We start from the raw sequence: 18,734 nt of genomic DNA, 5'->3' as shown, positions 1-18,734 counted from the left end.
CCTCCTTATATCAAAAACCGGGGCTGTTGCCGATCATGAATTACTAAAAATGTTTCCCCGACAGGCTCCTAGGGCTTGCTCTGTGGTTGGTATCCTTTATCCAAGAATTTTCGGCGGGTGTTTATGAAAAACGAGGAATAAAGTCCTGATTTGAAATCAGGAAAGGTCCAATCAAAAAAACGAAACTCCCCTTTGAAATAGTCCATGACCATGTCGGCATAAACAGTTTCTGTAAGGGCTATTTTATGCCCTCCCTGTTTGTTGGAGGCCAGAATGATTTTGACTGAATCCAGATAACCAGGGTCCACATTGACAAAACGTTTTCCTTTTTTCTTGAAAAACTCTTCCTCAATCTGAACGGCTATTTCCTTCCATTTCACCAACTGAGCGGCGTCAATTGTCCCTTTAAAGGTAAAAAACACCCTTTTTAGGGATGCCCCCATTTCTTCTTCATAATAATTGGTGTGGTTAAATTCAAAAATTTCAGAAACATCCTCAATGGGACCAAAAGCATCCTGGATAATGGGCTGTATTTGCTCCACCAAAACCTGGGGCTGAAAAAGAATTCCAATGAAAAATTGGGCTTTGGACATACATGATGAGTAAGGGCAATTCATGAATTGCCCTTACGGATCCCTACGGCTAATGTGAGGAACACGGCATGCCATGCCCCTACTACTTCTTCCTCATCTCAACGTTGGTAATTTCAATCTGCGGGGATCGGAAATCATCGGCAAGCTGTTTGAGAATGCGCTGTTCCACTTTTTTGCTGGATTCCAAGGGGCCCACAATGGTTTTTACCTTGGTGGAAAGGGCCACCTTCACCTTGGAGCCCTGCTGGATTAAATCAACCAAGAGCTGGTAGTAAGTGCCATCGGTAATCCCATAATCACGTCGAGCAAACAAAAACACATAGTGCGAATCAGCCTCCACAGGCCGCCACCCCGTAATAAATTTGTGTTGGGCCTCATCCTGTTGGATGATGTTGTACCCAAATTTGGGCAAAACCTTCTCCATTCTGGCCATGGCTTCGGTCATCCCTATTTCAAAGGATTCAGAAACGGGCTGGGTGTAATAGTCTTTGGAATAGACAATATCCTTGGTACAGGTTTGCCCAGAAATGCCGCACCAAAAGATAACAAGAAGAACACTTTGCAACAAACTTCCCCTTGCCATCCCCATCACCGACTTTAAACATGTTTTTTTCTTAATTGAATCCATAAAACAAGAGCCACAACCACCCACAGAATGCTTATAAACTGCGATGTTGAAAGGATATTGTCAACGATAAAACCCCTGATCGAATCGCCACGAAAAATTTCCAGAAAGGACCTGAGGATGGGATATAAAACGATGTAAATTAAAAATACCTCCCCTTCGAATTTCTTTTTCTTCCTAAAAAAGAACAAAATCAGGAACAAAACAAATTCACCAAACGACTCAAAAAGCTGGGAGGCATAAATAGGATGGTCATAGGGGGCAATGGAAAAATCGCCCTGTGGAAACAAGACCGTCCAAAACGAATTTTCGGGGCCGGGTTTGCCATAACAACACCCCGCTGCAAAACATCCCAGGCGACCAATGGCATGGCCCAAGGCGATACCGGGAGTAAAAACATCGGCGACCGAATAATAATTCATCCGCTGTCGCAAGGTGTACCACACCACCGTGAGTACTGAAGCAATCAACCCCCCGTAAAAAACCAAGCCCCCTTCCCAGAAACGGATAAAAACCAGGGGATCTTCCCACCATCGCGGTTCAGAAACCAAAACATACATGATGCGCGAACCCACAATGGCCGCCAGCACCACATAAAAAAACAAATCCATCATTTTTTGAACATTCAGACCGACACGCGTCGCCTCATACCTGACCCACAAAAGCCCACAAAAAAATCCCAATGCCACAAGCGCCCCATAGGTATGCAACGCTTTGCCGCCCAATAAAGGAATCCATTCGGGGAATTGGTAGAGGATGGGATGCATAAATTTGAGATGCGGCATTCTCTTCTTCATTGGATGCAAAGGTCAACCTAAAATTGCATCAAGAAAAAACAGCCCCAAACCTTACGCATCCGTCACACAGCCTTCAGAAGCCGAAGAGACATTTTTGATGTATTTGAAAAGAGTGCCCTGGGTGGCTTTTAAGGGCGGAGCTTTCCATTTTCGTAAACGGGTATCAATGACTTTGCCGGACACATTCAGGTTTAAAATATGTTTTTCGGCATCGATGGTGATTTCATCCCCGTCTTCAATAATGGCCATGACGCCCCCTACTTGAGCTTCCGGGGTCACATGCCCCACAACAAAACCGTGCGTGCCGCCGGAGAAGCGGCCATCGGTGATAAGCGCAACATCTTTGCCTAAACCAGCCCCCATGACGACAGCAGTCACTTTAAGCATTTCACTCATGCCGGGGCCGCCCTTGGGGCCTTCGTAGCGAATAACAATGACATCACTTTTTTTGATTTTTTTGGCTTCCAGGGCGGCGATCGCCTCTTCTTCACTATCAAAAACCTTGGCTGTTCCTGTAAAAGAAAGGCCTTCCTTCCCCGTAATTTTGGCCACCGAGCCTTCTTTGGCAAGATTGCCGTAAAGAATTTGAAGATGCCCCGTTTTTTTGATGGGCTGTGAAAGGGGAACGATAATGGGCTGTCCCTGAGTCAAGCCCGGCAGGGACTCCAGATTTTCCGCCAAAGTTTTCCCCGTGCAGGTAAGGCAATCGCCATATAAGAAACCTTCTTTCAAAAGAAGTTTTAATACGGCCGGCACTCCTCCCACTTTACACAAATCTTCCATCACATATTTTCCGGAAGGTTTCAGATCGGCAATGAAGGGCGTTTTGTCGCTGATGCGCTGAAAATCTTCCAGGGTTAATTTAATTCCTACCGATTTGGCCATGGCGATCAAATGCAATACGGCATTGGTTGATCCCCCCAGGGCCATGATGACGGTGATGGCATTTTCAAACGCCTTTTTTGTCATGATCATCTTTGGGGTAATCTCCTTTTCCAAAAGATTTAAAATGGCCTTCCCCACCGTGGCACATTCTTTGAGTTTTTCGTTACTGGTCGCCGGATAGGAAGAACTATAAGGAAGACTCATGCCCAAGGTTTCAATAGCTGAAGCCATGGTGTTGGCCGTGTACATGCCGCCACAAGCCCCAGCCCCGGGGCAAGCATGCTGCAAAATGCCGGTAAGTTCTTTTTGATCAATTTTTCCGGCCACAAATTCACCCAAGCCTTCAAAGGCTGAAACAATATCCAAAACCTTGTCATGAAAATGTCCCGGACTGATTGTCCCCCCATAAACCATGATGCTGGGACGGTTGAGGCGACCCATGGCAATCACCGAACCGGGCATGTTTTTGTCACACCCTACTACTGAAATATTGGCATCATACCAATGGGCAGACATGACTGTTTCGATGGAATCGGCAATAATGTCCCGCGACTGAAGAGAAAAATTCATCCCATCGGTTCCCATGGAAATACCGTCACTGACCCCGATAGTGTGAAAAACAAGCCCCACAAGCCCCGCATCCTGGCACCCATTTTTCACGATTTTGGCCAAATCGTTTAAATGCATATTGCAGGTATTGCCTTCGTAACCCGTGCTGGCAACGCCAATAAAGGGCTTGTGCATATCGGCTTGGGTAAGCCCCAAGCCATAAAGCATGGCCTGTGAGGCCGGTTGTTCGGGATCTTCCGTAATACGAGAACTGATTTTGTTTAATTTTTTATTCATAATCATTTTTCTTGATTGAGATGCCTCTCCACGTTAAACCATCCCCATGTCATTAGCCAATCGCATGCAACAACATTGGAACGAGGTCAAGATTTTTATGAAGAAGGAATGGCCCCGTTTCTCGGGAACAACGCTTCAAAGTATCAACGGGAATTTTGATCGTTTTTTGTTCTATTTAAAAGACAACTACAACAACTTCCCCTTGGAAGAGGCTATTGCCCGACAAAAAATCCAGAATTTTTTGAATAAACTGGAAAATTTACCGGAATAAAAAACGGCCCTGCACCATAGGGTGCAGGGCCTGTTAACAATCCTCGTAAGGACAGGTCGCGACCTGAGTGGTCCCTGAGCGAAGTCGAAGGGCCGAGGCTACCTCCCTTCGACTCCGCTCAGGGACCAGAAAGCTTTTCTTCATTTCCCCCGGGCCAATTCATCATCAATGACTTCCTTAAAGGCTTCAAAGGGCCTAGCTCCTGAAAGGAAAATGCCATTGATAAAATAAGCGGGGGTTCCACTGACTCCCACCGATTCGCCATCCTGTTCGTCTTTTGCAATTTCTGCGGCAAATTTGTCGCTATCAAGACATTCATTGAATTTTGAAGTGTTCAACTTCAGCTCACCGGCATATTTTTTCAGATTTTCAATATCGAGGGCTTGCTGATTTTCAAAAAGCTTGTCGTTCATTTCCCAATACTTTCCCTGATCCCCAGCGCAATTGGCCGCTTGGGCTGCCTTGGGGGCATTTTTATGGAATGAAAGAGGGAAATCGCGAAACACATAATGAACTTTGTCTTTATAGGTATCCAAAATTTGCCGAATGGTGGGACGCGTCTTTTTGCAGAAAGGGCACTGGAATTCGGAAAATTCGATAAGAACAATGGGAGCATCCTTGGGGCCTTGGGAAGGATCGTCATCAACCGAAACTTCCACACGGGGGCGTTCCATCAAAATTTCAACCTTGGCATCGGCTCTTAAGCTGTCCATGTAGCTATTATAAACAGAACCCTGTTTCATGCTCTTAAGCTGACGGGCCAGTTGATCCTTGATTTTGTCGTAGGGCTGATTCCCTAAACGTGGCTTCATCGATTCGTAGTATTGTTTGAGCTCAGCATCGGTGGGATCCACGATTTTTTTGTCCACTTCTTCTTTAAGAAGATCGTCAATGGAGAGGTTTCTTTTTTTGGCCGCCTCACCTAACAGGGATTCTTCCACCAAATCATCCAACCCTCTTTTTTTAATATCAAAAATCTGGGATTCCAGTTTTTTCAGACTGTTTTTGACCCGTTCCGTCACTTCGGCATCTGTAATTTCCTTGCCATTGACACGGGCAAGCACTGCCGAATTACTTCCACCTGCCGCTACCGGCAAAGCAGAAGGAGGTTCAGGAACAGGGGAGGTGGTTGCGGCTTTTTTTTGTTCTTCCACCTTGGCCTTGGCCTTGTTTTTTAAGGCCTCCATTTTATCGCACGCACCAAAAGCCAATAAAATAAAACTGACCGCCAAAAAATTTTTCATGAAATTCTCCTTTGATAGTTTTTTAAAAAACCTGGAAAAACCGGTAAAACGTACCAGAATCCATATTAGTTGTGAAGTTAATTAACTGTTTTCAATACCTCACCATTCACCACCACTTGATGGATGTGATAACTTTTGGTGTTTTGAATTAAATGAGAAAAAATATTTTCGTTTTCGGGACAAGTGCTTGCATCAACCAAAATATAGTCCGCTTTTTTCCCAACGCTTAAACTTCCCACCTCTGCTTCCAAATTCAGAACACGGGCCGCCTGAATGGTCACCATTTTCAAAAGTTCTTCGGCAGAAAACCTCCCCCCTTGCCCCCCCGATACTTCCATGGCAAAACGCAATTCATCCCACAGTGAAAGTGTGTTGGTGGAAGCAAGGCCATCGGTTCCCAAAGACAAAAGTACATTCTTGGCTTTGAGCTGTTTTAAAGGGGCCAAACCCTGTTTTAAATAATAGTTAGAACGGGGACACCACACCATTTTCACCTTGTTTTTAACCAGGCGGTCAATATCTCCCGGTGTCATTTGAACGCAACAAGCCAGAATGGGGCTGGCGGCTAAAAAACCAACCTCATCTAAATATTCCACGGGTGTTTTTCGAAAAGCCGGGGGCAAATCTTCCCCCCAACCAATCACGGGGAAAAGTTTGGTGGCAATATCCCCGGTTGAATTGTAAAAAAATTCCATCTCAGAAAAACTTTCAGCCACATGCATCATTAAAGGAATATTGGCCCCTTGCACATACTTGGCCATGATTTTCAGAATATTGCGGGAAACAGTGTAAGGAGAATAAGGAGCCACCCCCACACTCACCAAGTCGGAATCAAAATCAGAATATTTGTCCACAATGGCCATGGCCATTTCATAGAGATCTTTGGCCACAGCACTGTCGTAACTTAAAACTTCGGGAAAGATAACGGCACGTACCCCTTTTTGTTCCAAACTATGAAAGATCCCTTCAAAACTTCCCATATCCCCCACGCATGTAGTTCCCGATTCGATGCAGGCATCCAAACCTTCTTCCACGGCTTCCCTCATTCTTTCAGGAGATGTTCTTTTTTTGTAATCGATGGAGGAAATAAGCCAGTCAACAAAAGGAGTATCCGCCCCCAGGGTTCGCACGGGATCAAAGGGATAGTTTTTATGATGGCTCATATCAAGATGGGTATGAGCATTAATAAGGCCGGGCATGAGAACGTGGTTGATGTAGTCTTCTCGTTGGGCTCCGGGATAACGCGCCAGCAAATCCGATTCTTTGCCAATATCGATTATTTCACTTCCCTCAATGGCCATGGCCCCGCCCACAATGGGGTCCCCTTCCATGGTTAAAAGATATTTTGCGGAAATGATTTTCATTTATTGGTAAGGGCACGTCGCGACGTGCCTTTACACCACAATATTATCGATCAATCTTGTTTTTCCAAAAAATACAGCCACCGCGAACAGGGTATTTCCCCGTTGATATTCTTTGAGGGGCTGAATTGTTTTGGCGTCAACGGCGGCAATATAATCTATTTTTGCCAAAGGTTCACGCTTAATTTCTTTTTTGAGCATGAAAACAAGATGATTCAACGTAGGGGCGCTGCTTGCTGCGCTCTTTCGAGCAGGGGCGCGGCAAGCAGCGCCCCTACGGATTTTTTTTAAACCCCGGGACAAACAAAGAGCGGCTTTTTTTTCTTCCACATTTAAATAAACATTGCGGCTACTCATGGCCAGGCCTGATTTTTCCCTGACCGTTGGCACTCCTATTATTTGAACAGGCAGGTTCAAATCTTTGGCCATCCGACAAATGACGGCATATTGTTGATAATCTTTAAGTCCAAAAAAAGCATAGTGAGGTTGCGTGATGGCAAACAATTTTGTCACCACCGTTGTCACCCCCTTAAAATGATGGGGGCGTGAAACTCCACACAGGGACTGGGTCGATTGAATTACTTCCACATAGGTTTGGTAGCCAACAGGATACATGTCTTGGGGTTGTGGAAGAAAAACAATGTCCGTACCGCAGGATTTGGCTTTTTTAAGATCCCCCTTTTCGTCACGTGGATAACGGCTTAAATCTTCCTTAGGTCCAAACTGGGTGGGGTTTACAAAAAGAGTGAGAATAACAATATCTGCTTTCCTACGAGCCTTGCGAAGAAGAGTTACATGCCCCTCATGCAAATACCCCATGGTGGGAACAACCGCGATGGTCTTGCCCTTGGCACGAAACCCCAGGGCCATTTTCTGCATTTGTTGGGGGGAACGAATGATGATCATGGGTGTACGGGCGAACCTTGTGTTCGCCCTTTTTCTTGTTCCTATGCTCCAGCGTGGGAACATCCCCGAATTGACGCTGGAGCGTCGGGTCCGTGCGTTCCCACGCAGAAGCGTGGGAACGAGAATTATTTCTTCAAAAAAAATGAATGTTCCTTCGCCGGAAACTCTCCCTCTTTCACCTCATGAATGTATTTTTTAAATGCCTTGTTCACAAGCGCATGCAAATCAAGATACTGTTTCACAAACCGAGGCTTGAATCCCGGGTTGGCCCCCAAAAGATCGTAAATCACCAACACCTGGCCGCTACAAAAAGGACCAGACCCAATTCCAATGGTGGGGACATGAACGGTTTGTGTTATTTTTTTGGCCAATGCGGCAGGAATGCCTTCCAAAAGAAGCGAAAAAACCCCGGCTTGTTGTAAAACTTTGGCATCTTTTAAAATTTGCTTAGCTTCTTTTTCGGATTTCCCCTGAATTTTATACCCTCCCATTGTATGAATACTCTGCGGTTTCAGCCCAATATGCCCCATCACCGGAACACCCATTTTTTTAAGATAAAAAACGGTGTCCGCCATTTCCTCCCCTCCCTCAATTTTGACTGATTCAGCTCCGGCCTTGATGAGAAGACCCGCATTTTTGACCGCCTGTTTTTTGTCCACCTGATAAGACAAAAAAGGCATATCGGCCATCAAATGGGCTTTTTTGATCCCCCGCGCCACGCATTGGGTGTGATAAACCATCTGCTCGATGGTCACTGGTAAAGTGGACTTATGCCCCTGAATGACCATACCCAATGAGTCCCCCACCAAAACCATGTCCATTCCTGCTTCATCGACAAGCCTGGCTAAAGTCACGTCATAAGCGGTAAGCATGGTCAGTTTTTCACCTGACCGGTATTTTTCAACCAACTTGGGAAGGGTCATTTTTTCTGATTTTGTTTTATGGGCAGGCATGGTTATGTCCTGTAAGGGCACGTCGCGACGTGCCCCTACCTACTATCAATCGTCACATAATGTTTTTCTTTTCCGCTTTTCCACAAATTGAGCATTTCTTTTTTCAGCATTTCGTAGTCGGCTTCCGACTCAATAAAATCAAACCCCGAAGCATTCACCACAAGGACGGGAGTGGTTGTGTATTGAAAGAAAAACTGGCTATAGGCCTGGGAGAGACGTTCAATATATTCTTCCTGGATACCCCGTTCGCAGGAAGCCCTTCTTTTTTTGATACGGTTCATCAAAACGGATGGGCTGGCCTGTAAAAAAACAACCAGATCGGGTTTGGGAAGCTGGGCATCTAAGAGACCGTAAATTTTGTTGTACAAATCCATCTCTTCATCGGTGAGATTCATCGCGGCAAAAAGGGCATCTTTGGCAAACAAATAATCACAAACAGTGGCTTGTTTAAAAAGGTCCTGCTGCTTTAATTCCATTTGCTGGCGATATCGTGACAAAAGAAAGTAAATTTGTGCCTGAAAGGCAAACTGGTCCGGATTTTCGTAAAAAGAACCCAAAAAAGGATTTTCCTTGGCTTCTTCCAAAATAAGACGCGCATTCGTGTCCTTGGCTAACATTTGGGCCAAAGAAGATTTGCCAACCCCAATGGGGCCTTCAACAGCAATGTATCGAATTTCAGCCATAGAAAAAGGTTTCTATAGCATCGGAATGATGGAATTGTCTAGGTGGATGTGGGGGGATGTAGGGACCCCGCACCGCGGGGTCCCTACGGAAAACAAAATCAAACCTTCCCCACCAACATGATGGCAATAACGAAGGAGAAAAGGACCAGCGATTCAATAAGAGCCAAACCCAAAATCATTGGGGTTTGAACTTTGGATGCAGCACCGGGATTGCGGGCAACACCTTCCAACGCACTGGCTACCGCCCGGCCTTGACCCAAGGTACCGCCCAAGGCAGCCATCCCCATACAAATACCGGCTCCAATGGCCACCAAACTGCCACCAGACGAACCAGCACCAGAGGCTTCTTCAGCCATGGCATAAGCTACAAACAAAAACTGGCCAAAAAAGGCCACTAAAAAGGCACTCAGTTTTTTCATACGTTTTCTCAATCTAAGCCCGGTTTCAATGACTTGCTTGTTTTTCATTGTCGGGCTGCCCTTTCCCGCGTAACGGGATCGAAACAAGTTTCCCGAAAAGCTCCATTCCCTTCTACAAGGAATGGCACTCAATCAATGTTCTTCGTGGGCGACTGCCAAACCGATATACACCGTTGACAGAAGCGAAAACACAAAGGCCTGCACCAGCGAGACAAAGATACCAAAGGCCATGAATATGACCGGCACCACCAATGGCACCAGGTCGGAAAAAATTCCAAGGACAATATGATCGCCCGTTAGGTTTCCAAAAAGACGAACCGCCAATGTCAAAGGGCGAACAAAATGACTGATTAATTCAATAAGCATCATTAAAGGGGCAATATAAATAATGGGGCCCATAAAATGGTGGAGATAGTTTTTGAACCCTTGTTCTTTAATGCCCAAGTAATTGTAGTAGACAAAAACAGTGAGAGAAACGGCCAGATTGGTACTTACATTGGCGGTAGCCGGTGAAAAACCAGGGATGGCTCCCAAAAGACTATTGACCAATACATAAATAAAAACCGTTCCAATAAGCGGAACATATTTGTGTGCATTATGGCCAATGACTGACTCCATAAAATTAAAAACACCTTCCACGACAACCTGAAAAATATTTTTGAGGGAAACCCTTCCTTCAGGGATCACTTCATCTGCACTCTTTTTTAAACTTTTTCTGTAAAGGAAGGAGGCCAGAATGAGAAGGATGGCAACAATGAGGGCTGAAAAAACATGCCCACTTTTTGAATTGATCACTGAAGGAAAAAGCCATTCCAACAAGCTAAAACCATGTTCCATAAAAACTCCTTAAGTTAGATGGAAAGACGAAACCCCTGTATCACCACAGAAACAATCACACACCCAAAGCCGGCCAACAAAGCCACCGGGTTGATGGACGTCTTTAAAAGTAAAAGGGCCACAATCCCCATAAGCCCCAGCATTTTGATAAGAAACAACCCGCCCCATTTAAGATTTTGGTCTTCGGTATCCGTCACCAATTTGGAGATGAGCTTGGCCAAAAAACGAAAATTATAAAGCCCCAAAACACTGCCAATGATCAGCCCCCCCACAACGGCCACGCTGGGCCACAAAAAAAGAGCCACGCCTACGGAAACAAGCGCCATGAAAGCAGCGAGCTTTTGTATTTTGAGAATGGGCAGAAAATCATTCGACATGGTCAGTGTCCTCTTTTCCAAGTCTTAAAAGACGAATCAAATTATAAAAACCCAATACCGCACCCAAAACAACCCCCGCAACCATGAGCCAGGGTTCGGTGTTCCACCGAGAATCCAACCACTTCCCTGCATACAACCCCAACACAACACTCACCACCATTTGAATCCCCACGGCGCTATAGAGGCCGTAAGTGACAAGAAATGTATTCTTGTTTTCAGGTTTCATGAAAGGTGGGAACGCCCTAACATAGGAAGAGAAAGGGAGTCAATGGGTTATCAAACGGAAATCTTATCATGGGGTGTTATCTGACAAATAGCTTTCCATTTTCTCCAACCTATCCAAGAAAAAGTCCTGACTCCATAAATCCAAACTTTGGCGCTCACTCCCCTTAGCAAACCGCATAATGTCGGTTTTGGCATCGGCCCAATCAATGGACTGAATCATCTTTTTCATTTCGAGCAGATACCAAGATGGAGTTACTTGAATATCCTGCCCTTCCCACGCACCATTTTGGATAAGAGCGTTTTGAAGGAAGGTGAAATTGGGTTTAATTTTTCGAGCCACATACCACAACAAATCATACCAATCGCGCCCCTTGGTATATTCGCGACACAAAAGTGCGTGGCTTTTACCTGCAAAAAGGCTGGGCAAATCTTGCGTAGTCACGACAAACGGAAAGGGGAAATCAAGGTATTTGATTTCAAAATCGCTCCCAACGGGGGGATTTGTGTCTAATTCAAATTTGATTTTGATTTTTTGTGTTGGGTCCCCAAAACTCACGTTCAATAATTTCCCAAGGGATGTGTCTTTGAGAAAGAATTTTTTGACGGCATTGTCCATTTTAGAACGGTCTTGAAATTCAGCTTCGATACCAAAGGCCAAGAATTCCTGAGTCATTTGTTGCAAACAGGGATCCCAAATGAAGTGGGGATCGGGTTCTTTAAGGATGAAATCCAAATCCTCCGAAAACCGGTTGATACCATGCAAAATCCTCAAACATGTGCCCCCTTGAAAAGCTGCGTTCTTAAAAAATCCGCTCCGCGACAGGGCTGCAAGGGCAATCTCTTGGACAATTTCTTTCAGCGCGTTTGCAACATCCTGCTTTGAGACGCAATGGTACGTGTCAAATCGTTCCTGAATGATTTGAATATTCACTGAAGATCCCTCATGACTCCCTTTAAAAAACGCTGCACGCGCCGGCTCGGATAATTATTGAACAGCATCTCAGCATCGGCATGAAAACTCGAAACGACATCCTCTTCTTCCTCGACACGCAAACTCACATACACGGGATGAATCCCCTTCCAATCCTTTTTGTTGACATGCACGTAATCCGCAAGTGCGGTCCAAGGACGGGCCATATAAAAAACACCGTCATTTTGCTTTTTAATTTCCACTCCTGCATAAAAAACTTTTTTCGGGACACAATGGAAAGTGAAAATGCCCAATGAATTCGTCAATACGTAGGATCGCTTCATGGAGGCCGAAGCAACGGTCACCACTCTTTCGGGAATCCAGCCATGATAGGAAAGAGCCGACTCCAAGCTAATGTAGGAAGGCCCATAAATTCGAAAAGCCAATTCAAATAAATCAATGTACCTTCGATTCAGAATGTATTTGCGGTTCACACAATAAAGCCCCCTTTTGACCGGAATAAGATCCCCTTTTTTGATGGCCCGCTTCACCCAACTATGCCGTGCATGGGGCGTCACACGCATGAGATGGGCCAATTCAATGTCGGTTAAGAATGGATCAGAAATGTCTTGAAGATAGTTAGTACGCATAATTTTTGTTTAATACTGTCATTTAGTGACAGTTTCTTACAAAAATAAGCATTAAGCAAGAGCTTTTTCGAAGACTTGAAGAGTTTGGTCTAGATCGGCGTTCGTGTGTGAAAGTGAAATAAACCCCGCCTCAAAGGCCGAAGGAGCTAGATAAACCCCATTTTCAAGAAGGGTATGAAACACTTTTTTGAATTGATTGGCATCGGCCATGCGCGCCGAATCAGCATCCATGACAGCCCGGGCAGAAAAGAAAAAGGAGAACATCGACCCTGCACGATTGATTTGAATGGGGACTTTGGATTTGGAAGCCGCTTTTTTCAGACCTTCTTCCAAATACTTTCCTTTTTGCTCGAGGGATTCATAAATCCCAGGTTTTTCTAATTCCTTTAATGTAGCCAACCCCGCCGCCATGGCCAAGGGGTTACCTGAAAGTGTTCCGGCCTGATACACAGGCCCTACGGGGGCGACCATTTCCATGATTTCTTTTTTCCCGCCATAGGCTCCCACAGGAAGCCCACCTCCAATAATTTTTCCCAAAGTGGTGAGATCGGGAATAATGCCATAGAGTGCCTGCGCCCCCCCTTTGGCCACACGAAAGCCCGTCATCACCTCATCAAAAATAAGCAGGGCCCCTTCATTGGCCGTCATCTCACGCAACCCTTGCAAAAAAGCTTTTTGAGGAAGAATACACCCCATGTTGCCAATAATAGGTTCAACAATAACTGCCGCAATTTGATTTTTATGCTCGTTGAAAAGTTTTTTTACAGAGGAAAGGTCATTATAATCGGCAATGAGTGTGAGGCTTGCAAAATCAGAAGGAACGCCTGCACTATCCGGCGTCCCCAAGGTTTGCGCCCCCGACCCCGCTTTGACTAAAAGATAATCGGCATGCCCGTGATAGCACCCATCAAATTTGATGATTTTAGCCCGCCCCGTAAAACCGCGTGCCGCACGAATAGCCCCCATGACAGCTTCCGTGCCCGAATTAACAAAGCGGACAAGATCAAGCGATGGAAAAAATCCCTTCACCTTTTGGGCCAATTCAATCTCTTTGGGGGTGGGGGCTCCAAAGCTCAGCCCATTTTTCATGGTTTCATGAATCGCTCGCAACACTTCCGGATGAGCATGCCCTAAAATAGCCGGCCCCCAACTTCCCACGTAATCGATGTACTCATTCCCATCGGCATCCCAAATTTTAGAACCCTTGGCACGCGTAATAAAAAGCGGCGTCCCCCCCACGGATTTAAAGGCTCGTACAGGGGAATTTACTCCGCCCACAAGGTGTTTTTGAGCTTCGTCAAAGAGTTTTTGGGATAGGTCAAAGGTCATGAATCATAACCTTGTTGAAGGTTAAGCCACATTTCAGGTTGTGAAGGTTTTCTTTTTTTGATCATCATATTTCTTCTTCACGTTGCCTGCGTATAAAATCCCCAAGTAAGGGAACTGCAAATGAGTAGCGGCCATGCCTATTTTTGTAGACAAGGCCATTGTCAGCCAGTTTTACCAGCATCTGATTAATATGGCTGGCACTAAATGATTTGGGAAGCACCTCACGCGACTTCTCTACAACATCCTGAACAGAAAATTCTTCATCACAATGGGGAAGCTCGGAAATAACAGATAAAAGTACTCTTTGACGGTCTGTCACACGATTCCATCGACCCGCAAAAAAATCGGTGTCAAGTTTTCGTACCATCCCGGAAACCGTAACATTCGGATTAACCTTTCCTCCAGATTTTTGTTGAAGGTAAGAATCAAACATCTCACGGCATAAAAACTGAATAAAATAAGGATACCCTCCCGAAAATTTCACAATTTCTTGCGTTGCCACGGAACTAAAACGCACTTGTGAATTTGTTTGTTCCATTGGTTTTAAAATAGCATCACGACTTTCATTTTCATTAAGACGACCAAGGGTCATGATATGAAACATACGTTCTGAAAAAGTTCTAGCTTCAACAAGTTTTGGAAACAAAGTGGGGAGTCCTGTTAATACAAGGAAAAATGGTATTTCCTTTTTTTGGATTGACTGAAAAACATCCAACAAAAGAGATAAGGGGTATTGTTGGCTTGCAGCCTGATCACTTAAGTTTTGAGCTTCATCGTAAGCTAAAATAATCCCCTGACAATGGCTGCCTTTAAGGCATGTCCACACAAGTTCCAGTACGGCTTTTAATTTGTCCGAAGCCAATCCGGGAGTTTGGTCATAAACTCGTTTAAGAAGAGAAAAATCGAGATAAATAGGAGACTTCGTTGATTCGACTGCAAAACCAATACGACGTGTTTCAGTTTCATTGACTTTAATGCCCGCTACTAACGGGGCTAAATCAGCTAATATCCTGATACCAATACTATCATCACTGACACTTGCCGATTCTGAAAGATCAGTACCAGCCCATAGCCAATTTTGTTGAATAGCAATTTGTTTGAATGTCTCCAATAAAACCGTTTTACCCACACCGCGTAACCCAGTAAGAACAAGATTAGTAAGAACCGGTTTTTGAGTAAGCATCTGGGCAAACTCATGTTTTTCGTTTTCACGTCCCGCTAAATAAGGAGGAAGATGTCCTGCTCCAGGACGAAATGGGTTAATGGCTAACATATTCATAATAGTTAATGTATATAGATAAAATTAGATATGCGTATAAATTAATAGAATACTATTAATATGTCAACAAATATCACACCGAAGCCCTTGCCACTTCAATAAAGTTTTTGACGGAAGAGAAGGCATCGATGACAGCGGTGGGTTCGTACCCGCAATGGACCATGCAGTCGGCACATTTTTCATTCTTACCGGTGCCGTATTTGTCCCATTCTGTGGATTCCATGAGTTCTTTAAAGGTTTTTGCATAACCTTCCCCCAGCAAATAGCAGGGTTTTTGCCAGCCAAAGATATTACGTGTGGGGTTGCCCCAGGGTGTGCATTGGTAATTCTTTTTACCCATCAAGAATTCCAAAAAATAAGGGGATTGATTAAATTTCCAGCTGGGCTTGCGGTCTTTGAACACTTGTTGGAAAAAATTCCTGGTTTTTTCACGACGCAAAAAATGTTCCTGGTCCGGGGCTTTTTCATAAGCATACCCAGGCGAGACCATCATGCCTTCAATGCCCAACTCCATGGCAAAATCAAAAAACGCGCGTACACGCTCGGGGTTTTCCCCATCAAAAAGGGTGGTATTGGTGGTAAGCCGGAAACCATTGGCCTTGGCCGCTTTGATGGCCTTAACAGCCTGTTCAAAAACACCATCACGGCATACGGCCTTGTCATGTTCCTCTTTAAGGCCATCTAAGTGAACGCTAAAAGTAAGATATTTTGAGGGTTTGAATAAATGAAGCTTGCGTTCAAGCAATAGGGCATTGGTACAAAGATAAATATAACGCTTCTGCTTGATGAGCCCTTCAACAATTTGCTGGATTTCGGGATGAATTAAAGGTTCTCCTCCAGGAATGGAAACCATCGGAGCCCCACATTCTTGGGCTGCTTGAAGACATTCTTCCACGGACAATCGTCGATTCAAGGTTTCTTCAGGGAATTGAATTTTGCCGCACCCCTTGCATTCCAGATTGCAACGAAAAAGGGGCTCTAGCATCAATACCAAGGGATAGCGCTTCACCCCCTTGATTTTTTGCTTCATGACATAACTAAAAACCCTTAACCCTTGTGATAATGGAACGGCCATAAGCTTTGACCTTTTAGTGGGTCCACCAAAAAAATCAACCCCTAAAACGGTACCCTTTAAAAACCTCTTAAAAAAAAGTAGACAAGTAGGATCTTTCCCCCTATCTTCCCGTACAATTAATAACCCTATTAAGGAGGATTTCTCATGAAAAAACTATTTGCACTCTTGGCTGTGTTTGGATTGGTGGCCTTATTAAGTTTAAATGCTTGCAAGAAAGGTGAAGAGCCTGCCTCTGAAGTTCCTGCAACCGAACCCCAAGCCCAACCCGAACCAGCGCCAGCTCCTGATGCAGCCCCCGCTGAAGAAGCCCCTGCTCCAGAAGGCGCTCCTGAGTAATTCATATTCTTGATCGCTCTTTTAAAACACAGCCCAAACGAGAAACATTTTGTTTGTTAGTTTGGGCTTTTGTTTTTGTACCCTTTAAATTTTTAATCTCATCAAAAGGAGTTTTATGTGTCCAAAAACACTTTGCACTAAACTGGGGCCTCTTGCCTTGACACTTTTAAGAGTGGTTGTCGGCGTTATTATGACCGTTCATGGGTGGCAAAAACTAAATGGCATTCCCCAAATCGTGGAAGCCTTCACCAACATGGGTATTCCCAATCCTCAAATCGCCGTTTACCTGGCCATTGCGGGTGAATTTTTAGGTGGGCTTGGACTTATTGTCGGTTTACTTACCCCGGTTGCCGCTTTTGGAGTGGCTTGCACCATGGCCGTAGCCATCTTTAAAGTGCATTGGGCCAAAGGATTGCTGGCTCAAAATGGGGGGTATGAATATCCCCTGACTCTTTTGATGGTGGCCTTGTTTTTTATGACAAATGGGGCAGGGCCTATTAGTTTGGATCGGTTGATCTGTAAAAATAAAAACTGCAAACCCAAATGATCTGGTAGCAGCTTCTGGTCCCCGAGCGAAGTCGAGGGGCCAAGGTGTTCTCCCTTCGACTTCGCTCAGGGAGCAGCGTTAGCGCCGCCCCTACGTCATCTTACATACATCGTCTTTACATTCACAAATTCTCTTGTCCCAAAAACTCCCAATTCACGTCCAAAACCCGAGTTTTTTATCCCCCCAAAGGGAAGTCTTGGATCTGATTTAACCGCTGTATTCACAAAACAGTTTCCCGCTTCCATCTGTTTGGCCACTTTTTCTGCATGATTTATATCTTTTCCGATAACACAGGCACCCAAGCCGTAAGATGTGTCATTGGCAAGCTTGATGGCTTCCTTTTCATTTTTGGCATAAAAAATAACAGCCACGGGGCCAAATAATTCTTCACTGTAGGCAGGCATGTCTTTAGAAACACCGGTTAACACCGTGGGCGGATAATAAAAACCGACCCCTTGAGGAAGCTGCCCTCCAAGTAAACACCGAGCCCCGGCCTTGATACTTTTTTGTACTTGACGGTGGAGATTTTTTCGCAAATCACTTCTGGCCATGGGGCCCATGTTTGTATGAGGGTCCAACGGATCCCCCATTTTTTTCCGGCTCATTTTTTCAACAACATATTTTTCAAATTCCTTTTTGTGGTGACCAACCAGGATAAACCGTTTGGCCGCGATGCAGGTTTGCCCTGCATTATTCATGCGTGCGTTCACACATAAATAGGAAGCCTCTTCAAGATTGGCATCTTCCAAAATAACATAAGCATCGCTCCCTCCCAGTTCTAAAACACATTTTTTTAAATGAGCCCCCGCTAATGAGGCAACAGCACGGCCTGCTCTGGGGCTTCCAGTAAGAGTGATTCCGGCAATAGTTGGATGAGCGATGATTTTTTCCACTTTGGCTTCAGGAATAAGAAGAGCCTGAAAAACTCCCGGGGGAAAACCGGCTTTTTTAAAAACTTCTTCAAGGGCCAAAACACATCCGGTGGTATTAGGAGAATGTTTGACTAAAAAAGTGTTTCCCGCCATCAAAATGGAACCAGCGGCCCGAATGACCTGCCAAAAAGGAAAATTCCACGGCATAATGCCCAACACCGTCCCCAAGGGATCAAAGGACACATAAGTTTTTGTCGCCTCTGTTTGAACAATTTCCGGCACCAACCAATCTGCGGCCTTGTCAGCAATAAACTTAAGCCCCCAAACACATTTTTCAACTTCACTAAGAGCCTGCCCCAAGGGTTTGCCCATTTCCTGGGTCATAAGTTTGGCGTAATCATCTTTTTTTTGTTCCAATAAAACAGCGGCCTTTTTTAAAAAAAGGCCCCGTTCATCAAAAGACAAGCGGCTCCATGACAAATAAGCTGATGAGGCTTGATCGATTTTTTGCTGAATGGTTTTGTCTGAAAAAAACCGGTAAGTAGCGATAATTTTTTCTGTGGAAGGATTGACCGTTTGGAAATTCACGGCCTGAAAATGCCACGGGACCAAGGGAAGGTCAAGAAAGAGACCACGTCCCTAGGAGCCTGTCGGGGAAACATTTTTAGTAATTCATGATCGGCAACAGCCCCGGTTTTTGATATAAGGAGGCAT

22 protein-coding genes are annotated in these 18,734 nt (G+C 44.9%); 3 read left to right on the top strand and 19 right to left on the bottom strand.

Features of this window, described 5'->3' with window-relative positions:
* Positions 1–68: 68 nt before the first annotated feature.
* The 4 genes from A2048_09105 to A2048_09090 form a co-directional block, all read right to left on the bottom strand.
* Positions 69–593, bottom strand: a complete 525-nt coding sequence (locus A2048_09105) for a hypothetical protein (protein OGP08657.1) — start codon at positions 591–593, stop codon at positions 69–71.
* Positions 594–675: 82 nt separating this feature from the next.
* Positions 676–1,221 (bottom strand): hypothetical protein, encoded by a 546-nt coding sequence (locus A2048_09100; protein ID OGP08656.1) that lies wholly within the window; start codon positions 1,219–1,221, stop codon positions 676–678.
* Positions 1,191–1,985: a prolipoprotein diacylglyceryl transferase gene (locus tag A2048_09095; protein OGP08661.1), complete on the bottom strand. Its 795-nt coding sequence runs from the start codon at positions 1,983–1,985 to the stop codon at positions 1,191–1,193. The genes A2048_09100 and A2048_09095 overlap by 31 nt, the downstream gene beginning before the upstream one ends.
* An 81-nt stretch (positions 1,986–2,066) precedes the next feature.
* A complete protein-coding gene (locus A2048_09090) occupies positions 2,067–3,746 on the bottom strand; it encodes a dihydroxy-acid dehydratase (GenBank protein OGP08655.1) in 1,680 nt (559 codons plus the stop codon).
* A gap of 46 nt (positions 3,747–3,792) precedes the next feature.
* Between A2048_09090 and A2048_09085 the strand changes: the two genes are divergently transcribed.
* Positions 3,793–4,017 carry a hypothetical protein gene (locus A2048_09085; protein ID OGP08654.1) on the top strand — a complete coding sequence of 75 codons (225 nt, stop codon included), beginning with the start codon at positions 3,793–3,795 and terminating at the stop codon, positions 4,015–4,017.
* A gap of 140 nt (positions 4,018–4,157) precedes the next feature.
* Here the strand turns inward: A2048_09085 and A2048_09080 are convergent, their stop codons facing one another.
* The 14 genes from A2048_09080 to A2048_09015 form a co-directional block, all read right to left on the bottom strand.
* A complete protein-coding gene (locus A2048_09080) occupies positions 4,158–5,261 on the bottom strand; it encodes a hypothetical protein (GenBank protein ID OGP08653.1) in 1,104 nt (367 codons plus the stop codon).
* Positions 5,262–5,338: 77 nt separating this feature from the next.
* On the bottom strand, positions 5,339–6,625 hold the full coding sequence (locus A2048_09075; protein ID OGP08652.1) for a hypothetical protein: 1,287 nt from the start codon (positions 6,623–6,625) through the stop codon (positions 5,339–5,341).
* Positions 6,626–6,655: 30 nt separating this feature from the next.
* On the bottom strand, positions 6,656–7,528 hold the full coding sequence (locus tag A2048_09070; GenBank protein ID OGP08651.1) for a pantoate--beta-alanine ligase: 873 nt from the start codon (positions 7,526–7,528) through the stop codon (positions 6,656–6,658).
* A 125-nt stretch (positions 7,529–7,653) separates the two neighbouring features.
* Complete coding sequence (locus tag A2048_09065) at positions 7,654–8,481, bottom strand: 3-methyl-2-oxobutanoate hydroxymethyltransferase (protein ID OGP08650.1); 828 nt, start codon at positions 8,479–8,481, stop codon at positions 7,654–7,656.
* 35 nt (positions 8,482–8,516) lie between these two features.
* Complete coding sequence (locus tag A2048_09060; protein OGP08649.1) at positions 8,517–9,164, bottom strand: hypothetical protein; 648 nt, start codon at positions 9,162–9,164, stop codon at positions 8,517–8,519.
* A 98-nt stretch (positions 9,165–9,262) separates the two neighbouring features.
* Positions 9,263–9,583 carry an ATP synthase F0 subunit C gene (locus A2048_09055; GenBank protein ID OGP08660.1) on the bottom strand — a complete coding sequence of 107 codons (321 nt, stop codon included), beginning with the start codon at positions 9,581–9,583 and terminating at the stop codon, positions 9,263–9,265.
* A 132-nt stretch (positions 9,584–9,715) separates the two neighbouring features.
* Entirely contained in the window at positions 9,716–10,420 is a 705-nt protein-coding gene (locus tag A2048_09050; GenBank protein ID OGP08648.1) for an ATP synthase F0 subunit A, read from the bottom strand.
* 14 nt (positions 10,421–10,434) lie between these two features.
* The gene (locus A2048_09045) at positions 10,435–10,797 is read right to left on the bottom strand and encodes a hypothetical protein (protein OGP08647.1); all 363 of its coding nucleotides are present in this window, start codon (positions 10,795–10,797) and stop codon (positions 10,435–10,437) included.
* On the bottom strand, positions 10,787–11,023 hold the full coding sequence (locus tag A2048_09040) for a hypothetical protein (GenBank protein OGP08646.1): 237 nt from the start codon (positions 11,021–11,023) through the stop codon (positions 10,787–10,789). Before A2048_09040 ends, A2048_09045 begins: the two co-directional genes overlap by 11 nt.
* A 66-nt stretch (positions 11,024–11,089) precedes the next feature.
* Entirely contained in the window at positions 11,090–11,947 is an 858-nt protein-coding gene (locus A2048_09035; protein ID OGP08659.1) for a hypothetical protein, read from the bottom strand.
* A gap of 2 nt (positions 11,948–11,949) precedes the next feature.
* Positions 11,950–12,582 carry a hypothetical protein gene (locus tag A2048_09030; GenBank protein ID OGP08645.1) on the bottom strand — a complete coding sequence of 211 codons (633 nt, stop codon included), beginning with the start codon at positions 12,580–12,582 and terminating at the stop codon, positions 11,950–11,952.
* A gap of 51 nt (positions 12,583–12,633) precedes the next feature.
* The gene (locus A2048_09025; GenBank protein ID OGP08644.1) at positions 12,634–13,911 is read right to left on the bottom strand and encodes a glutamate-1-semialdehyde-2,1-aminomutase; all 1,278 of its coding nucleotides are present in this window, start codon (positions 13,909–13,911) and stop codon (positions 12,634–12,636) included.
* A gap of 64 nt (positions 13,912–13,975) precedes the next feature.
* Entirely contained in the window at positions 13,976–15,184 is a 1,209-nt protein-coding gene (locus A2048_09020; protein ID OGP08643.1) for a hypothetical protein, read from the bottom strand.
* A gap of 79 nt (positions 15,185–15,263) precedes the next feature.
* The gene (locus A2048_09015; protein ID OGP08642.1) at positions 15,264–16,265 is read right to left on the bottom strand and encodes a hopanoid biosynthesis associated radical SAM protein HpnH; all 1,002 of its coding nucleotides are present in this window, start codon (positions 16,263–16,265) and stop codon (positions 15,264–15,266) included.
* Between the two features lie 144 nt (positions 16,266–16,409).
* Here A2048_09015 and A2048_09010 point away from each other — a divergent pair, with 144 nt between their 5' ends.
* Together A2048_09010 and A2048_09005 are read left to right on the top strand one after the other, a co-directional pair.
* Positions 16,410–16,601 (top strand): hypothetical protein, encoded by a 192-nt coding sequence (locus A2048_09010; GenBank protein OGP08641.1) that lies wholly within the window; start codon positions 16,410–16,412, stop codon positions 16,599–16,601.
* Between the two features lie 115 nt (positions 16,602–16,716).
* Positions 16,717–17,148, top strand: coding sequence for a hypothetical protein (locus A2048_09005; protein ID OGP08640.1), 432 nt, complete (start codon positions 16,717–16,719; stop codon positions 17,146–17,148).
* A gap of 95 nt (positions 17,149–17,243) precedes the next feature.
* Here the strand turns inward: A2048_09005 and A2048_09000 are convergent, their stop codons facing one another.
* The gene (locus tag A2048_09000) at positions 17,244–18,608 is read right to left on the bottom strand and encodes a succinate-semialdehyde dehydrogenase (GenBank protein OGP08658.1); all 1,365 of its coding nucleotides are present in this window, start codon (positions 18,606–18,608) and stop codon (positions 17,244–17,246) included.
* Between the last annotated feature and the right edge of the window lie 126 nt (positions 18,609–18,734).

The sequence above is a fragment of the Deltaproteobacteria bacterium GWA2_45_12 genome (assembly GCA_001797365.1).
Classification (GTDB): Bacteria; UBA10199; UBA10199; order UBA10199; family UBA10199; genus UBA10199.
The sequence above is the reverse complement of the archived record's forward strand: the minus strand, read 5'-3'. Positions and strand labels throughout refer to the sequence as shown.